The sequence below is a fragment of the Salininema proteolyticum genome (genome assembly GCF_042685645.1).
Taxonomy (GTDB): domain Bacteria; phylum Actinomycetota; class Actinomycetes; order Mycobacteriales; family Micromonosporaceae; genus Salininema; species Salininema proteolyticum.
Map to the genome: position 1 here is coordinate 1,046,663 of NZ_JBHUNX010000001.1, position 16,033 is coordinate 1,062,695.

The 16,033-nt window shown below is 71.5% G+C and carries 15 protein-coding genes; 12 read left to right on the forward strand and 3 right to left on the reverse strand.

Translation table 11 applies throughout. The annotated features are described in order from the left end of the window. The first annotated feature begins 4 nt into the window (after nt 1-4). The 7 genes from murD to ACFTE1_RS04985 all read left to right on the forward strand — a co-directional run bounded on the left by murD (nt 5) and on the right by ACFTE1_RS04985 (nt 8,644). The gene (murD, locus tag ACFTE1_RS04955) at nt 5-1,507 is read left to right on the forward strand and encodes a UDP-N-acetylmuramoyl-L-alanine--D-glutamate ligase (protein ID WP_380618162.1); all 1,503 of its coding nucleotides are present in this window, start codon (nt 5-7) and stop codon (nt 1,505-1,507) included. After that, entirely contained in the window at nt 1,390-2,649 is a 1,260-nt protein-coding gene (locus ACFTE1_RS04960) for an FtsW/RodA/SpoVE family cell cycle protein (protein WP_380618164.1), read from the forward strand. The genes murD and ACFTE1_RS04960 overlap by 118 nt, the downstream gene beginning before the upstream one ends. A 227-nt stretch (nt 2,650-2,876) precedes the next feature. Beyond that, nucleotides 2,877-3,986, forward strand: coding sequence for a UDP-N-acetylglucosamine--N-acetylmuramyl-(pentapeptide) pyrophosphoryl-undecaprenol N-acetylglucosamine transferase (locus ACFTE1_RS04965; RefSeq protein WP_380618165.1), 1,110 nt, complete (start codon nt 2,877-2,879; stop codon nt 3,984-3,986). Nucleotides 3,987-3,988: 2 nt separating this feature from the next. Beyond that, nucleotides 3,989-5,401 carry a UDP-N-acetylmuramate--L-alanine ligase gene (murC, locus tag ACFTE1_RS04970; RefSeq protein WP_380618167.1) on the forward strand — a complete coding sequence of 471 codons (1,413 nt, stop codon included), beginning with the start codon at nt 3,989-3,991 and terminating at the stop codon, nt 5,399-5,401. Nucleotides 5,402-5,462: 61 nt separating this feature from the next. Beyond that, nucleotides 5,463-6,224 (forward strand): class I SAM-dependent methyltransferase, encoded by a 762-nt coding sequence (locus ACFTE1_RS04975; RefSeq protein WP_380618168.1) that lies wholly within the window; start codon nt 5,463-5,465, stop codon nt 6,222-6,224. A 53-nt stretch (nt 6,225-6,277) separates the two neighbouring features. After that, entirely contained in the window at nt 6,278-7,426 is a 1,149-nt protein-coding gene (locus ACFTE1_RS04980) for an alkaline phosphatase family protein (RefSeq protein WP_380618170.1), read from the forward strand. A gap of 141 nt (nt 7,427-7,567) precedes the next feature. Further along, nucleotides 7,568-8,644, forward strand: a complete 1,077-nt coding sequence (locus tag ACFTE1_RS04985; protein WP_380618171.1) for a glycoside hydrolase family 43 protein — start codon at nt 7,568-7,570, stop codon at nt 8,642-8,644. Here the strand turns inward: ACFTE1_RS04985 and ACFTE1_RS04990 are convergent. The 3 genes from ACFTE1_RS04990 to ACFTE1_RS05000 all read right to left on the reverse strand — a co-directional run bounded on the left by ACFTE1_RS04990 (nt 8,544) and on the right by ACFTE1_RS05000 (nt 11,797). Continuing rightward, complete coding sequence (locus ACFTE1_RS04990; protein WP_380618173.1) at nt 8,544-9,554, reverse strand: arylamine N-acetyltransferase family protein; 1,011 nt, start codon at nt 9,552-9,554, stop codon at nt 8,544-8,546. The genes ACFTE1_RS04985 and ACFTE1_RS04990 overlap by 101 nt on opposite strands. 5 nt (nt 9,555-9,559) lie before the next feature. Then, the gene (locus ACFTE1_RS04995; protein ID WP_380618174.1) at nt 9,560-10,837 is read right to left on the reverse strand and encodes an MFS transporter; all 1,278 of its coding nucleotides are present in this window, start codon (nt 10,835-10,837) and stop codon (nt 9,560-9,562) included. Nucleotides 10,838-10,927: 90 nt separating this feature from the next. Continuing rightward, a complete protein-coding gene (locus tag ACFTE1_RS05000) occupies nt 10,928-11,797 on the reverse strand; it encodes a response regulator (protein WP_380618176.1) in 870 nt (289 codons plus the stop codon). Nucleotides 11,798-11,968: 171 nt separating this feature from the next. Here ACFTE1_RS05000 and ACFTE1_RS05005 point away from each other — a divergent pair, with 171 nt between their 5' ends. From ACFTE1_RS05005 to ACFTE1_RS05025, 5 genes are all read left to right on the forward strand, one after another. Next, a complete protein-coding gene (locus ACFTE1_RS05005; protein WP_380618177.1) occupies nt 11,969-12,109 on the forward strand; it encodes a hypothetical protein in 141 nt (46 codons plus the stop codon). 9 nt (nt 12,110-12,118) lie between these two features. Further along, complete coding sequence (locus tag ACFTE1_RS05010) at nt 12,119-12,661, forward strand: hypothetical protein (protein ID WP_380618178.1); 543 nt, start codon at nt 12,119-12,121, stop codon at nt 12,659-12,661. Nucleotides 12,662-12,707: 46 nt separating this feature from the next. Further along, nucleotides 12,708-13,952: a DNA polymerase IV gene (gene dinB, locus ACFTE1_RS05015; RefSeq protein WP_380618179.1), complete on the forward strand. Its 1,245-nt coding sequence runs from the start codon at nt 12,708-12,710 to the stop codon at nt 13,950-13,952. 206 nt (nt 13,953-14,158) lie between these two features. Continuing rightward, nucleotides 14,159-15,292 carry a sensor histidine kinase gene (locus ACFTE1_RS05020; protein WP_380618180.1) on the forward strand — a complete coding sequence of 378 codons (1,134 nt, stop codon included), beginning with the start codon at nt 14,159-14,161 and terminating at the stop codon, nt 15,290-15,292. After that, entirely contained in the window at nt 15,289-15,957 is a 669-nt protein-coding gene (locus tag ACFTE1_RS05025; RefSeq protein WP_380618181.1) for a response regulator, read from the forward strand. The genes ACFTE1_RS05020 and ACFTE1_RS05025 overlap by 4 nt, the downstream gene beginning before the upstream one ends. Nucleotides 15,958-16,033: the final 76 nt, after the last annotated feature.

A 16,033-nucleotide genomic window follows, 5' to 3' on the forward strand; every position in this document is an offset into this window, starting at 1 on the left:
ACGAATGACCGACACAGTGGGAAAGAGGATCCTCGTGGCCGGCACCGGCATCGCCGGAGCCGCCTCCGCGCGGGCCCTGCTCGCGGCGGGACGCGAGGTCACCGTCTACGACTCCAAACACTCGCCGGTGGCCGACACGCTCGCCGACCACGGCGCGACCGTCCGCACCGGGGAATGGGACCCCGCCTGGCTGGACGACGCCGACCAGGTCGTCATCTCGCCGGGCTTCCCGCCCCACCACCCGGTGGCGCTCGCCGCCGCCGACCGCGGCATCGAGGTCTACAGCGAACCCGAGCTCGCCTGGCGCCTGCGCCCCGCCGAGGCCGCGCCCTGGCTCGTCGTGACCGGCACCAACGGCAAGACGACCACCACCACCATGCTGTCGTCCATGCTGGAGGCCGCCGGAAAGCGGACCGCCCCGCTGGGCAACATCGGCCGCGCCCTGGTCACCGAGGCGGCGGGGGACTACGACGTCCTGGCCGTCGAACTCTCCAGCTACCAGCTGCACTGGTCGCGCCTGCTGGCCCCGCGCGCCGGGGCCGTCCTGAACCTGGCGGCCGACCACCTCGACTGGCACGGCGGCTTCGACGCCTACGCCGGAGCCAAGACCGCCGCATGGCGGGGCGACTACGCCGTGGTCAACCGCGACGACCCGCTGGTGTCGCAGCTCTACGGCGACAGGGAGGGCACCGCCGTCGGCTTCACGCTCGGCGCGCCCCGCGCCGGCGACTTCGGCGTCCTCGACGGCTACCTCGTCGACAATCGGACCGGCTCTCCGCGGCGCATCTGCGCGCTCCGGGAAGTCCGGCCCGCCGGCGCGCACAACGCCGCCAACGCGCTCGCCGCGGCGGCGCTGGCCTCGACGGTGGGCGTGGAGCCGCAGGACATGGGCAGGGGGCTGCGCTCTTACAGTCCCGAGCCGCACCGCAACGTCGTGATCGCCGACCGCGACGGCGTCATGTGGGTCGACGACTCCAAGGGGACCAACCCGCACGCCACGGCCGCCGCGCTGGACGCCTACGAGTCCGTGGTGTGGATCGCCGGCGGGCAGCTCAAGGGCGTCGACGTCACCGACCTGGTGAAGCGCTTCGGGCCGAAGATGAGGGCCGCGCTGCTCCTGGGCCAGGACCGGGCCAAGATCGCCGAGGCCTTCGTGCGCCACGCGCCCGACGTCCCCGTCACCCTCTTCACCTCGACCGAGCAGAGCGTCATGCGCGAGATCGCCGAGGCGGCGCGCGCGGCCGCCCGCGAGGGAGACACCGTGCTCCTTTCTCCCGCTGCCGCCTCCTTCGACATGTTCAGCGGCTATGCTCAACGGGGAGAAGTATTCGCAGAATCGGTGCGCGGCGTACTCGTGTTAGCCCCGCGCCGGAGGAACGAGTGGAACCGGTGGCAGAGAGCAGAACAGCCGAGAAAAGCAAGACCGATACGCGCAGTGCACCGGCAGAGGCCGGGGCGCTGCGCTCTCTCCTCGCCAAGCCTCTGGCGTCGTACTACCTGCTGCTGACCTCGGCGGCGCTCCTCCTCTCGATCGGCCTGGCGATGGTCTTCTCCTCGACCATGGTCAGGGCCTACGCCGAGTACGGCAACCCCTACACCGCCATCGCCCTCCAGGCGACCTGGGCGCTGATCGGCCTGGTGGCCTTCTGGATCGCCCAGCGCCTCCCCGCCTCCACGTACCGCTCGCTGGGACGGCCCCTGCTGGTCCTCTCGCTCCTGCTCGGCCTCTTCCTGTTCTTCTTCCCCGACATCCAGGGCGGGGCCTTCGGAACCGACGATCTGTGGATCCATATCGGACCGGTGCAGTTCCAGCCGGCGGAGATCGCCAAGTTCGCGCTCCTCCTGTGGGCCTCCGACGCCCTCGTCCGCCTCGACGACAGGATCGTCTCCTGGAAGGAGCTGGCGATGCCGCTGTTCCCGGTGGCCGCGTTCCTCATGCTCGCCGTCGGCATCAAGGACCTGGGCACCATGCTCATCATGGTCTCGATCTTCGCCGGCCTGCTGTGGGCCTCGGGCGTCCCCGCCCGGTTCCTGGGTATCCTGGCCGCGGTCGGCATCGCCGCCGTCGCCGTCCTGGTGAGCCTCCAGGGACACCGCACCGAGCGCTTCCAGTCCTTCGTGGACCCGGAGAAGTACTCCGACACCATTGGCTACCAGGCCATCCAGGGCTACTACGCGATCGCCGACGGGGGGTGGCTGGGCGTCGGGCTGGGGGAGAGCCGGCAGAAGTGGAACTGGCTCCCCAACGGCCACAACGACTTCATCCTCGCCCTCATCGCCGAGGAGCTGGGCGTGGTGGGCTGCCTGGTGATCCTCGGGCTCTTCGGCGTCTTCCTCTACACCGGCTTCCGCATAGCCCGCCGCAGCGAGAACCGCTTCCGCTCCCTGGTCGCCTCCGGCGTCACCATCTGGATCGCCGCCCAGGCCTTCATCAACATCGGCGGCGTGATCGGCCTCATCCCCATGACGGGGGTGCCGCTGCCGTTCATCTCCGACGGAGGGACCGCGCTGGTCGTGATCCTGGCGGCCGTCGGCATGCTCGCCGGTTTCGCGCGGGCCGAGCCCGACGCGGCCCGCGTCCTGCACGCCCGCAATCCGTCCCGCTGGTCGCGACTCCTCTGGGCACCCCTGCCGCCTTTGGGCAAGTGACCGCTCACGCACCTGGACCCGCCTGAGCTCCCTTCCATCATGGGAACCCGGGCGAGAACGAACGGAAAAGGGACGGCGGAGGCGGGGATCGGGCGACAGAGGCCGTCCATGCGGTGGTAACCGCGCGAACACCTGCTATTCCGGGTCACAGGCACCGCGCCGCACCGCTTAATATAAGGCCCCGGAGGCTAAAGTAGAGACGCGTTGGAAAGTGAGAGACAGACACCGTGACCGAACTGAACTCCGTGGTCCTGGCCGGAGGCGGCACCGGCGGACACATCTACCCGCTCTTGGCCTTCGCCGACTGCCTGCGGCGCCACGACCCGAACATCCGCATCACCTGCCTCGGCACCGAGAAGGGCCTCGAAGGCGACCTCATCCCCGCGGCCGGCTACGACCTGCGGATGATCCCCGCCCACCAGCTGCCCCGCAGCGTCAACAAGGACCTCCTGCTCACCGCGCCGCGCATGCTCAAGGCGATGAAGGCCACCCGCCGCATCCTCGACGAGGTGCGGGCCGACGCGGTGGTCGGCTTCGGCGGCTATGTGTCCGTCCCCGCCTACCTCGCCGCCTGGCGCCGCAAGACCCCCGGCGTCATCTTCGAGTTCAACGACCCGCCGGGGATGGCCAACAAGCTCGGTCTGAAGGTCATCGACAACCTGGCGCTGGGCTTCCCCCACCTGCCGCAGGTCGACCCGATCCTGGCCGACGGCACCGTCACCGGCGTGCCGCTGCGCCCGGCGATCTCCCAGCTGGACCGCGACGCCATGCGCGCCCGCGCCCGCGAGCACTTCGGCCTCGACCCGAACGCCACCACCGTCTTCGTCTACGGCGGCAGCCAGGGCGCCCTCTCCATCAACAAGGCCCTCACCGGCGGGGCCCCCGCCCTGGCGGCCAACGGCATCCAGGTGCTCCACATCATCGGGGCCCGCCGCGACGAGCCGATCGACGTGCCGGCGAACCTGCCCATGCCCTACGTGACGCTGCCCTACCTCAAGGAGATGGAGCTGGGCTACGCCGCCGCCGACCTGGTGGTCGGCCGCGGCGGGTCGATGACGGTGGCCGAGGTCACCGCTCTCGGCCTGCCGACGGTGTTCGTGCCCATGCCCTGGGGGAACAAGGAGCAGTACCGCACGGCCGGGCCGGTCGTGGCCGCCGGAGGAGCGGTGTTCTGCGACGACGAGAAGCTCACCCCCAACTGGGTGGCCGAAGAGCTCGTCCCGTTGCTCATCGACCGGGCTAAAATGCAGCAGATGGCCCAGGCGTCCGCCGGATTCGGGCGCCGCGACGGCGACGAGGCGCTGCGCCGATTCACACTGAAAGCGATCAACGAATAGCCATGGCAGAGAACCCGGACAAGCCCACCTCGCCCATCGACGAGGGGATCACCGCCGAGGACCTGGGAAACGTCTACCTCATCGGGGTCGGCGGCGTGGGCATGAACGGCCTCACCCGGCTGTACGCCACGCGCGGCATCCCCACCTCCGGCGCGGAGCTGGCCGACTGGCCGAACCTGCCCGAGCTGGAGCGCCAGGGCGTGCGCCTGCACCGGTCGCACAGCGTGGACAACCTCGACGGCGTCGACACGGTCGTCCGCTCCACCGCCATCAACGACGAGCACATGGAGATCAAGGAGGCCCGCGAGCGCGGCCTGCGCGTCTACCACCGCTCCGAGGCGCTGGCCGCGGCGATGACCGGGCTCAAGTCCGTCGTCGTGACCGGTACCCACGGCAAGACCACGACCACGGCCATCGTCACACAGATGCTCGCCTCGGCCGGACTCGACCCGTCGTACGTCAACGGCGGCGAGATCATCGACGCCCACACCGGGGCCCACGGCAAGGGGGAGCACTTCGTCGCCGAGGCCGACGAGTCCGACCGGTCGTTCCTGCGCTACCGGCCCCACGTCGGGATCATCACGAACATCGACGCCGACCACCTGAACGTCTACGGCACCATGTCGGCCCTCACGGCGGCCTTCGACCAGTTCGCCCTCAACACCGACCCCGAGGGCGCCGTCGTCGCCTGCGCGGACGACGAGGGCACCATGGCGCTGGCGCGGCGGGCCAGGGACCGGGGCCGCACGGTCATCACCTACGGGTGCAGCGAGGAGGCCGACGTCCGCCTCCACGACGTCCGCTCCTCGGTCGAGGGCGTCACCTACCGCGTCTCCCGCGATGGCGAGGAGCTGGGCGAGGTCACCCTTCCCATGCCCGGGCGCCATATCGCGCTCAACTCCGGGGCCGCCGTGGCCGCCGGGCTGTTCCTGGGGCTCGACTTCGACGCGATAGCCCGGGGCATCAAGTCCTTCACCGGGGTGCGCCGCCGTTTCGAGAAGCGCGGCACCAAGAACGGCGCCCACGTCTACGACGAGTACGCCTACCACCCGACGGCGATGCGCGAGGCGATCACCACGCTCAAGGAGGTCGCCGCGCCGGGGCGGCTCATCGTCGTCTTCCTGCCCTACCGGGTCTACCGGACGGTCGAGTTCCGCGGCGAGATCGCCGGGGCGCTGTCCGGGGCCGACGCCGTGGTGTGCATGGAGGTCTTCGGTCCGGGGGAGGAGATCCCCGAGGGCGCGGGGCGGTCGCTGCTGGACGCTGTCGACCTTCCCGACGAGGCCAAGGTCTTCGTCCCCGAGTGGGACGACGTGCCGGCGGCGGCGCTGGAGCTGGCCGAGCCGGGGGACCTCGTCGTCACGATGGGCGCCCCGCCGATCTCGATGATGCCCGAGCGCATTCTCGAGGCCTGAGTCCCCGTGTGTTTCAACGGCGGGCTCCTGGCGCGCCGGATCGACCGCTAAGGTGGTTACCATGTTCGACTTCGCAGGCGATAGCGCCGGCAACCGCGCGGCGGTGGTCTGGTCCGTCCTCTCTCGGGAGATCGACCGCTACCGGGAGGACACCGGCCGCCCCGCCTTGTCCATCGTGGACGTAGGCGGCGGGTCGGGGGCCTTCGCCGTCCCGCTGGCGCAGCTGGGGCACACCGTCACCGTCGTCGACCCCTCGGCCAACGCCCTGGCCTCGCTGGCGCAGCGCGTCGAGGAGTGCGAGGTCGACGGGAAGGTCACCGCGCTGCAGGGCGACATCGACGAGCTGCCCACGCTGGTCGCGGACGGCACCGCGGACATGGTGCTGTGCCACAACGTCCTCGAGTCGGTGGAGGAGCCGGAGGACGCGCTGCGGGCGCTGTCCGACGTCTCGCTGCCGGGCGGGTCGGTCTCGCTGCTGGTGGCCAATCGCGCCGCCGCCGTCCTGGCGAAGTCCCTCGGCGGGCACTTCAACGACGCGCTGGAGATCCTGGGGACCCCCGACGGAGTCTCGGGGCCGGGCGACACCGTCCGCCACCGTTTCGAGACGGCGACGCTGACCGCGCTGGTGGGGTCGGCCGGACTGGCGACCGAGCAGGTCCACGGCGTGGGCGTGGTCGACGAGTACCTGCCGACCGCGGTGGGCGGGGGAGACAGGGACTCGGCCGGGGACCTGTACCGCCTGGAGCGCGCCATCGCCGCCCGGGTTCCGTTCCGGGACATAGCCTCCCGCCTGCATCTGCTGGCGCGAAAGCGCAAGGTCTGAGGCGCGGCCCTCCGTTCTGGACGCCGCCCGTCGCCGGGCTCTAACCTGGAGTCATGACGCTCCCTGAGACGACGGCCTCCTACGGCCTCGGTTCCCTGTCCGACGTGATGCCCTCCGCCATGGCCCTGCTGGGAGCGGAGGGCGAGCGCGACGTGCTCTCCCTGGCCGACCAGGTGGGCGAGGTGGAGAAGGTCGTCGTGTTCCTGCTAGACGGCTTCGGCGCCCTCCTGTGGTCCCGCGCCGGGGCGGCCCACCGGACCTTCGGCGAGGCCGCCGCCGGCCGCCTCGGCACGTGGCGCACGATCACCGCGACCTCCCCGTCTTCGACGCCGATCTCCCTGGCCTCGTTGTCGACCGGTCTGCCGCCGGGGCAGCACGGCATTCTCGGCTTCACGGGGTTCGACCCGGCGAGCGGCGACCCGTTCGCCTATATCCGCTGGGACGAGGGCCCTGATCCGCGCGAGTGGCAGCCGCGTCCGACGTGCGGGGAGCGGGCCGCGGCGGCCGGATTGACCTACACGATCGTCTCCAACGGGGCCTACGCGCACACGCCGTTGACGGACGCCATCTACCGGGGCGCGGACTGGATCGAGGCGGCGACTCCCGAGGAGGTCGTCGCGGGGGTCCGCGCGGCGCTGGCCCGTCCCGGCCGGGGGATCGTGTTCGCCTACCTGCCCGAGGTGGACGGCGCGGGCCACCGTTTCGGGACCGGTTCCGAGCAGTGGCTGGAGGCGGTGGCCTATGTCGGTACGGCCGTGGACGGGCTGTGCGACGCGCTGCCCTCCGACGCGGCCCTGCTGGTCACCGCCGACCACGGGATGGTGGACGTCGACGACCGGTTGCGGGTGGTGGAGCGTCCGGCGCTGCTGGACGGCGTTCAGGCCGTCTGCGGGGACGGCCGCGTCCGCTACGTCCACACGGTCGCGGGCGCGAATCCGGGCGACGTGGCGGCGGCCTGGCGGGCGGCGGTGGGGGACAGGGCGACCGTGCTCCTCCGCGACGAGGCGATCGCCACCGGCTGGTTCGGGCCGGTCGCCTCCGAGAACCGCTCGCGCGTGGGCGACGTGGTGGTGGCGGCGCACGACCGCTTCGCGATCACCGGGGTGCCGAGCGAACCGGACCGGGTCGACGACCTCATCGGGCACCATGGCGGGCTGACGGACCTGGAGATGGTGGTTCCGTTGTGGTCGTACCGCGGATGAGATGTTCAGAGATGTTGATTTATGTCGTTAAAAGTGAGAGACTGTCTTTTAATAATTCATAAATCAACATTTCCGAACGTTGCTTTTCGGCCTCCGAGAGGCGGCGGATCCGGAAGTGCCGAGCCCGAAGGAGCCACGCCCATGGGTCTCAAACGGAGGACGACGATCATCGCAGCCGGTTCCCTGGCCGCTCTGGCCGCTGGAACAGCCCACGCGGCGCCGGGGAACGGGAAAGGGGATCCGCCGCCCCACGCCGGCCGCCCCGGCCGCGGACCCCGGTCCCTCGCCAACCCGCTCGTCACCCAGCGCGCCGATCCGCACATAGTCGCACACGAGGACGGCTTCTACTACTTCACCGCCACCGTCCCCGAGTACGACCGGATCATCCTGCGCCGCAGCCGCACCATCTCCGGCCTCGCCGGGGCTCGCGAGACGGTCATCTGGAACAGGCACTCCGAAGGCGAGATGGGGGCCCACATCTGGGCCCCGGAGTTGCACTACGTCGACGGCGCCTGGTACATCCACTTCGCCGCCGGAGCCACCGACGACATCTGGCGCATCCGCATGTACGTGCTGCGCAACACGAACCCCAACCCCCTCGCGGGCACCTGGGAGGAGCTCGGCCAGATCGTCACCCCGTGGGACAGCTTCTCCCTCGACGCGACCACCTTCGAGCACAACGGGACCCGATACCTCTGCTGGGCCCAGCACCTGCCCGAACTGGACAACAACACCAGCCTCCTCCTGGCCCCCATGGACACTCCCTCCTCGATCGCGGACACCCCCATCGAGATCAGCCGTCCCGAACTGCCCTGGGAGACCGTGCGCTACCAGGTCAACGAGGGAGCCTACGCCGTCCACCGCAACGGCCGCCTCTTCCTGACCTACTCCGCATCGGGAACCGGAGCCGAGTACTGCATGGGCCTCCTCACGGCCGACGAGGACGCCGACCTGATGGACCCCGTCTCCTGGCACAAGGCACAGGAGCCGGTCTTCGCCACCTCGGACGCCAACGGGGTCTACGGGCCCGGGCACTCGTGCTTCACCGTGGACGAGGAAGGGCACGACGTGCTCGTGTACCACGCCCGCCAGTACCGGGAGATCGACGGCGACCCGCTCAACGACCCCAACCGCCACACGCGCGTCCAGCGCTTCGGGTGGAACCAGGACGGCACGCCGGACTTCGGCGAACCGGTGCCCGACGGGCCTCTCGGGTGACTTCCGGGAGGGCCGAAGGAGGAGCGCACGTCCGCGTGCCCGGCATCGACTGCTCGGGTAACGACCGGGACGACTGTCCCTTCTCGGCCCTCCACGCCTCGTGCTGCTCCGCCGCCCTGTCCCACAGGGCGGCGAGCCTCTCCCCGGACAACTCCAGGCCGAAACGGCCGCGCAGCTCCGCGGCGAAGTCGTCCCGGCTCTCGACGAGGCCCTGCCGCTTGCCCTCGCCGGCCCGGTAGACGGTCAACGTCCGCGCCCTCAGCATCTCGACACCCCGCGAGCCCGTCTTCATCACCGCCAGCGTCTTGACGAACGGCGACTCAGGAGAGTCCTGCAGCTCGTGGAACTTCGGGAGAAAGTCGTCCAGGCCGCGCGGGTCGGTCGTGAAATCGAACGTCTGGTCGGTCAGCCGCCGGTCGAGGCGGAACCGCCAGGCCCCGTCCTCCCGGGACAGGTGGTGGATCATCTGCCCCTGCAAGAGCGGGCCGTCCTCGACGGGGAACGGGTCGCGGAACCCCGTGCCCAGCCCCGTGTCCGCCACGACGGTCCGGCCGCCGAAGCCCACCAGCAGCGGCATGTGGTTGAACCACTCCCCGTCGCCGTCGACGGCCCTGCCCACGGCCCCCTTGAGGTACTCCACCTCGAAGCCCATGGCCCGCAGCGCGGCCGCCAACAGAACGTTCTGTTCATAGCAGAAGCCGCCCTTCCGCTCGACCACCATCTTCCGGTGGACGCCCTCCACGTCCAGACGCAGGGGCACCCCCAGCTGGATGTCCACGTTCTCATAGGGGATCGAGTCCAACTGCGCGTGGTGGACCCGCTTGAGCCCCTCGGCCGTCGCGGGCACCGGCCCGTCCAGGCCGACGCGGTCGAGATACGTCCTCAGCTGTCCGTCGTCCATCGAAGCCATGGGAGTCATCCTATCGTCGTCTTCGCTGCTTCCCCCTGCCGCTCAGCGCCTCTCCTCCGCAACGCGCGCACCAGCAGCGCCGCCGCCGGGAGCAGGAGCGCCGCGGCGGCCACCATGGCGGCCCGCAGGCTGCGCTCGCCGACGAGGCCGATCGCCGGACCGCCGGCCACCTGTCCCAGCGAGTCGAACGACTGCGCCGTCGAGAGGACCGTCGCGCGCGACTCGGGAGCGGAGTTCCGCATCGTCCACGCGGTCATGGCCGGAGACACGGCCGCCTTGGCCCCGCTGGACAGACAGTACACCGCCACCGCCACGAGGAAGCCCCCGGCGACGCCGAACACCGCGGCGCTCGCGGCGACGACCGCGGTGAGGACCAGCAGCGAGGGAACCGGGTCGGACCCCGGGCGCCCCAGGCGCCTGCGGACGATCTCCGTGGCGCCCAGCCCGGCGAGCGTCGCGGCGAACACGATGAGCGACAGCCACACCGGGGCACTGAGCCCGGCGGTCTCGGGGAACTCGAACGACTCGGTCAGGTGGACCTGCGAGAGCCGGTCCCAGCCTTCGGAGTACAGCCCGAAGAAGAGGCTGACGGCGAAGACCAGCCCGATCAGGGGAGCGGTGCGGCGCAGAGACGCGGCGTTGCGGGCGGTCCGCCGGACGTCGCCGGGCACCGAGGCCCACAGCTCGCGGCCCGACACCCGGCCCCGGCGGGCGCGGAAACGCCCCTCGCGCATGGCGATCCCGGTGAGGACTCCCAGCAGGACGAAGAGCGCCCCGGCGACGTGGAACGGCAGCGGCGTCCAGAAGGCGGCGGTGACGCCGCTGAGCAGCGCCCCGGCCAGGGTGCCGAGCATGCCGAGCTGGGCGGCGCGCATGACCGCGTGGTCGAGCCTCTCGGGCGGGATCTCGTCGGCCGCCCACGCCTCCAGCGCCCCGCCCATGAAGGCGAATCCGGCGGCGCACAGGATCTGGGCGACGAGGATGGCGGCGAAGGCGGGGACGAGGCCCTCCACGGTGAACCCGACTCCCAGGACCAGGAGCCCGGCGGTGACGAACCGCTTGCGGCTCACCGTGTCGGCCAGGAGCCCGGTGGGCACGTGGACGAGGAAGAACGCCGCCTCCAGGACGGTCCCGACCAGGACCACCTGCAGCGGGCTCAAACCGGCGTCCTGCACGCGGTAGAGGACGATGGTCGTGTAGACGAGGCCGACGGCGAAGGCCGTGACGCCCTCGATCAGCAGGTACAGGGTGTAGGGGCTCAGGGCGCGGGGCGTACGGGTCAAGGAGGCTCCAGGGGCTGGTCGGTCCTGTCGGCGCGGGCGTTCGGCCCGCGGTCCCGAACATAGAGCCCCGTCAACCCCTCGCGCAAGCGGTTATCTCCGGGGCCGTACCCCGGAGAGGAGGTCGATGAGGATGTTCACCAGCTCGTCCGCGCGGTCGGTCGACCCCGCGGCCCCGTCGGGGACGCCGGGCAGGACCGCGTGCTGGGCGGTGTAGAAGACGACCGGAACTCCGATCCCCTCCTCCCGCAGGCTCCGCACCAGGGTCATCCCCGCGGTGTCCACCGGTTCCTCGGTCGTGCGGCGCAGGTCGGTGATGACCACGTCGTACACGAAGGCCTGCAGGTAGTCCAGGGCCTGGCGGGTGCTGCGGGCGGTGTGGACCGTCGCGCCCATCGAGTTGAGCAGCCGCATGAGCGAGTAGTTGTTCGTCGGGACGTCGTCGACCCAGAGGACGGACCGGCCCTTGAACGCGTCGGCGTTCTGGACCAGTCGGCGCGAGGTGCGAGTCAGGGAACGCGGAGTGAGCTTGGTGCGCTGTCGGGGCGCCGGCGTGGAGGGAGCGTCGCCGGAGGGCTCCCGCGCGTAGGACTTCGCGTCCATCCAGTCGATCTCCGCCGATCCCGACGGGGCGCCCGGTCCGTCCGGCCCGACGGGGGGATCGAGGTCGACGGTCGGTTTCTCTGCCCGCCCCTTCACGGCGCCGCCATGGGGCGCCTGCGGGGGAACGTCGGGCATCTCGGGCACGGCGGCGGTGCCGACGTGGAGGGACCCCTCGTGCTGCGCGTCCTCCAGCAGCTGCTGGGCGAACTCGACGTTGAGGAACGGCGTGCCCACCTTCTGGAGCCGGTGGGCCTGCGACTCCAGAATGCGTCGTGTCGTGAACAGGACGACGACGCCGAAGCCGATCCACAGCAGGGACGGCAGGATCTTGATGATCTCTATCCAGATCTTCTCAGACACGGTCTTTCCTTGGGGCATCCGGGAACCCGGCCACCTTAGCAGCACTCGGCCCCGATGGGAACCTCTGACGCGGCACGGTTGATAGCGATTTGCGGACCTCAATTCGGTCGAAAGAGCCCCCGCTCCGCTCCGACCCGAGGAACGCCCACGACCGACAACGAACCCGCAACCGTGGTCTCCGGCGACAGCGGCCTGCCCTATGAGCGCCTGTGCACGAGCATGACCCCCGACCCGGACGGAGCCTACGACTCCGATCTCCGCGAGTGCGGCGGTACGGGCATGGAGGCGTGCCGGAACCCCGACGGCGAATAGACTGGCACCATGAGCGAGAAGATGCCCATGGCCGCCGAGAAGCTCTCCGCCGCGACCGGCAGGGACTGGGAGGGCTGGTTCGCCGTCCTGGACTCCTGGGGCGCCGCCGACCGGACCCACCCCGAGATCGCCGCCCACCTGGTCGAAGAGCACGGCGTCGACGGATGGTGGGCGCAGTCGGTGACGGTCGGCTACGAGAGGGCCCGGGGACGCCGCGCCACCGGCCAGCGCGCCGACGGCACGTTCACCGCGAGCGCCTCCAAGACCGTCCGCGCCGACCCCGCGGCCGTCTACCGCCTCCTCACCGACCCGGCCTTCACACCCGAGGTGGAGGACGGCGTGCCCGCCGAGCGCGGCACCTCCACCCAGGACAAGGCCGTCCGGTTCCGCGGCCCGCACGGCGAGCGCCTCGAGGTCCGCCTCACCGCCAAGGAAGGGGGACGCACCGTCGCCGCCTTCCAGGGCAGCGGCCTGGCCGGGCCCGAACAGCGCGACGCGGTCAAAGAGGCCTGGAAGCGCGTCCTCGGTGAGATCGCCGAACGGGCCGAGTGACCCGCGGCCCCGCCCCGATGTCGGCCTCCGCGGCTAAAGTGGCACCGTGACCACCTACATCGGGCCCGACCTGAGCGACGAGGGGCTGACCGTCCTCCACGTCGACATGGACGCGTTCTTCGCGTCCGTGGAGCAGGCGCGCCACCCCGAGCTGCGCGGCCGGCCCGTCATCGTCTGCGGGACGGGGCCCCGGGGCGTCGTCTCGGCCGCCTCCTACGAGGCCAGGAAGTACGGCGTCCGCTCCGCGATGCCCACGGCCGTCGCCCGCCGGCGCTGCCCCGAAGGCGTGTTCATGAAGCCCACCGCCTCCTACCGCGAGGTGTCCCGCGCGATCATGGCGATCTTCGCCGACTACACGCCCCAGGTGCAGCCGCTCTCGGTCGACGAGGCCTTCCTCGACGTCTCCGGCGCCCGCCGCCTGATCGGCTCGCCCACCTTCATCGCCCGGGAGATCCGCCGCCGCGTCCGCGAGGACCACGGATTGACCTGCACCGTCGGCGTGGCCTCCACTCCGTTCATGGCCAAGCTCGCCTCCGAGCACGCCAAACCCGACGGCCTCGGCGTCGTCCCCGCACGGACCGAACTGGAGTTCCTCCACCGCCTGCCGCTGCGCGCCGTCTGGGGCATCGGGGAGAAGACCGCCGAGAAGCTGCGCCGGCTCGGACTGCGGACGGTCGGCGACATCGCCGCCATGCGGCCCGACCGGCTGCGCGCCGCCGTCGGCCAGGCCTCCGCCGACCACCTGCACGCCCTGGCCCACAACCGCGACGACCGCGTCGTCTCCGCCGAGCGCGTGGAGAAGTCCATTAGCCACGAGCACACCTTCGGCCACGACGCCGACGGGGAGAAGCGCTGGGGCCCCGTGCTCCTCGAGATGTCCCGCAAAGTGGCCAGCAGGGCCCGCAAGGCCGGGTACCTCGGGAGGGGAGTGACGGTGAAGATCCGCTACGGGGACTTCACGACCCTGACGCGATCGCGGACCCTCTCGGCGGCCACCGACGTGGGGCAGGAGGTCTACGAGTCCGCCCTGGCCCTGGCCCGGGCCAATGTCACCGGACCCGTCCGGCTCATCGGAGTGCGGCTGGACCACTTGCAGGACGCCGGGACCACCGGTCGCCAGACCCTCCTGGGCGAACCGGAGCACGGCTGGCGTGACATAGAGGAGACCATGGACGCGGCCGTCGGCAGATGGGGCAAGGGCGCCATCACCGCCGCCAGCCGAATCCGCCGCTCGGCGGAGCCCGCCGAGGATCCCGAGCAGGCCGGCCGCAACCTGCCCGGGATGAGCTAGCAGGGTCGGCCACGGACCCAGACGGCACACCCCCGGCGCGGCGCGGACACGTGAGCGGAGCCGGCGGGTTCCGACGCGGTCCCACCGTCGGACGCGGGCGACCGTCCGGCCGCGTCCGTCCCGCGAGACCCCGTACGCGCCTCGGCGTACGACGACCACGTCACGAAACCGATGCCGTCCGCACCGCCCGCCTCTACCGTGGAGCAGTGACCCCGACCGAGAGGAAGCGCCTCAGGCGCCACGATCCGCGCGCGGCGCTCTACGGCGACGCGGCGCTGGCCGCCGTCCTCGCCGTCGTCAGCTGCGTCGGCACCCTCGCCGCGCGCGACGGCACCCTGCGCTGGACGACCCTCGCCCTCCTCACCGCCTCCTCCGCGGCCCTCGCCCTCCACCGGCGCCACCCCATGGCCGCCACCCTCACCGTCATCGTGCTGGCCTGCGTCTACATCCTCGGCGGCCACCCGCTCGGACCGAACTTCCTCCTCCCCGCCGTCGCCCTCTACTCCTATGCCTTCCATGCCGGGACCAGGCGCGCCGCCCTCGTCCTGACGCTTTCCACTGCCGCCCTAGTCGTCAGCCTCGACCTGTCCGAGGACGGCATCGCCAGCCTCGCCTGGACCGCCGTCTTCCTGCTGATACTCGTCATCCTGCCGCTCTTCTCCGCACGCCTCCGCCGCTCCGGGGCCGAGGCGCGGGAGCACGCCCGCGCGGTCGAACGCGAGAACCAGCGCACGGTCGAGCGCGTCGCCATAGCCCGCGACATCCACGACGCCGTCGGCCACTCCCTCGCCGTGGTCAATATGAACGCCCAGGTCGCACTGCACCAGATCGACTCGCCCGGATCCGACCCCCGCGAACACCTCACCGCCATCCGCGACGCCTCGGCCCGGGCGCTGGCCGACCTGCGCCAGACGGTCGCCCTCCTGCGCCAGGGCGCCGACCCCGGCGGTCCCGACGTCCGTACCCTGTCGGACCTGCCCGAACTCCTGGCCGACATCGAACGGGCCGGAGTCCGCGTCGACTACCGCGCGCCCGACGGGGCCGACACCCTGCCCACCGCCACGACCACCACGGCCTACCGGGTCGTCCAGGAATCCCTGACCAACGCACTGCGCCACTCCTCGGCCCGGGAAGTCGCCGTGCACCTCTCGGTCGGCCCCGACCTCGAGGTCGAAGTCTCCGACCCCGGTCCCGCCAAAGGCAACGCCGCCGGCGGCGGGCGCGGCATCGCGGGGATGCGCGCCCGCGTGGAATCCCTGGGCGGTACGTTGTCGGCCGGACCGGCCGGCGAGGGCTTCCGCGTCCGCGCCGCCATCCCGACCGAGGAGACCCGACCGTGAAGACCACCGTGGTCCTGGCCGACGACCAGAGCCTGATCCGCATGGCGCTGCGCACCCTCATCGCCGGCGAGGACGACCTGGAACTCAGCGCCGAGGCCGCCGACGGCGAGGAGGCTTGGGACGCCGTCCGGCACCACCGGCCCGACGTCGCCCTCCTCGACGTCCGGATGCCCGGCCCCGACGGACTGGAGGTCCTGCGCCGCATCGCGGCCGACCCCGGCCTCGCCGCCACGCGCGTGGTCATGATGACCACCTTCGACGTCGACGACTACGTCTTCGAGTCGCTCCGCCGCGGCGCCGCCGGGTTCGTCATGAAGGACTCCGCCCCCGAAGACCTCCTCCGCGCTGTCCGACTGGCCGCCGCGGGCGACTCCCTGCTGTCGCCCAGCGTGGCCAGGAAGCTGATCGACGCCTACGCCGAGGGGCACCGCACGCGCCCCTCCCGCCCCCACCCCGGGATCGACACCCTGACCGGCCGCGAGACCGAGATCCTCCGCTGGGTCGCCACCGGCCTGGCCAACGACGAGATCGGCGCGCGCCTGCACATCAGCCCCGCGACCGTCCGCACCCACGTCGGGAGGATCCTCACCAAGCTCTCCGCCCGCGACCGCGCCGCCCTGGTCGCCATCGCCTACCGGTCGGGCCTGGACATACCCCCGGCCTGACGGGTCCCCTGCGCCCGGGCGTGGGCCGGCGCAAACCACCGAACACAGTTCTTGGGCCAAAACGTCTCCCGCGCCC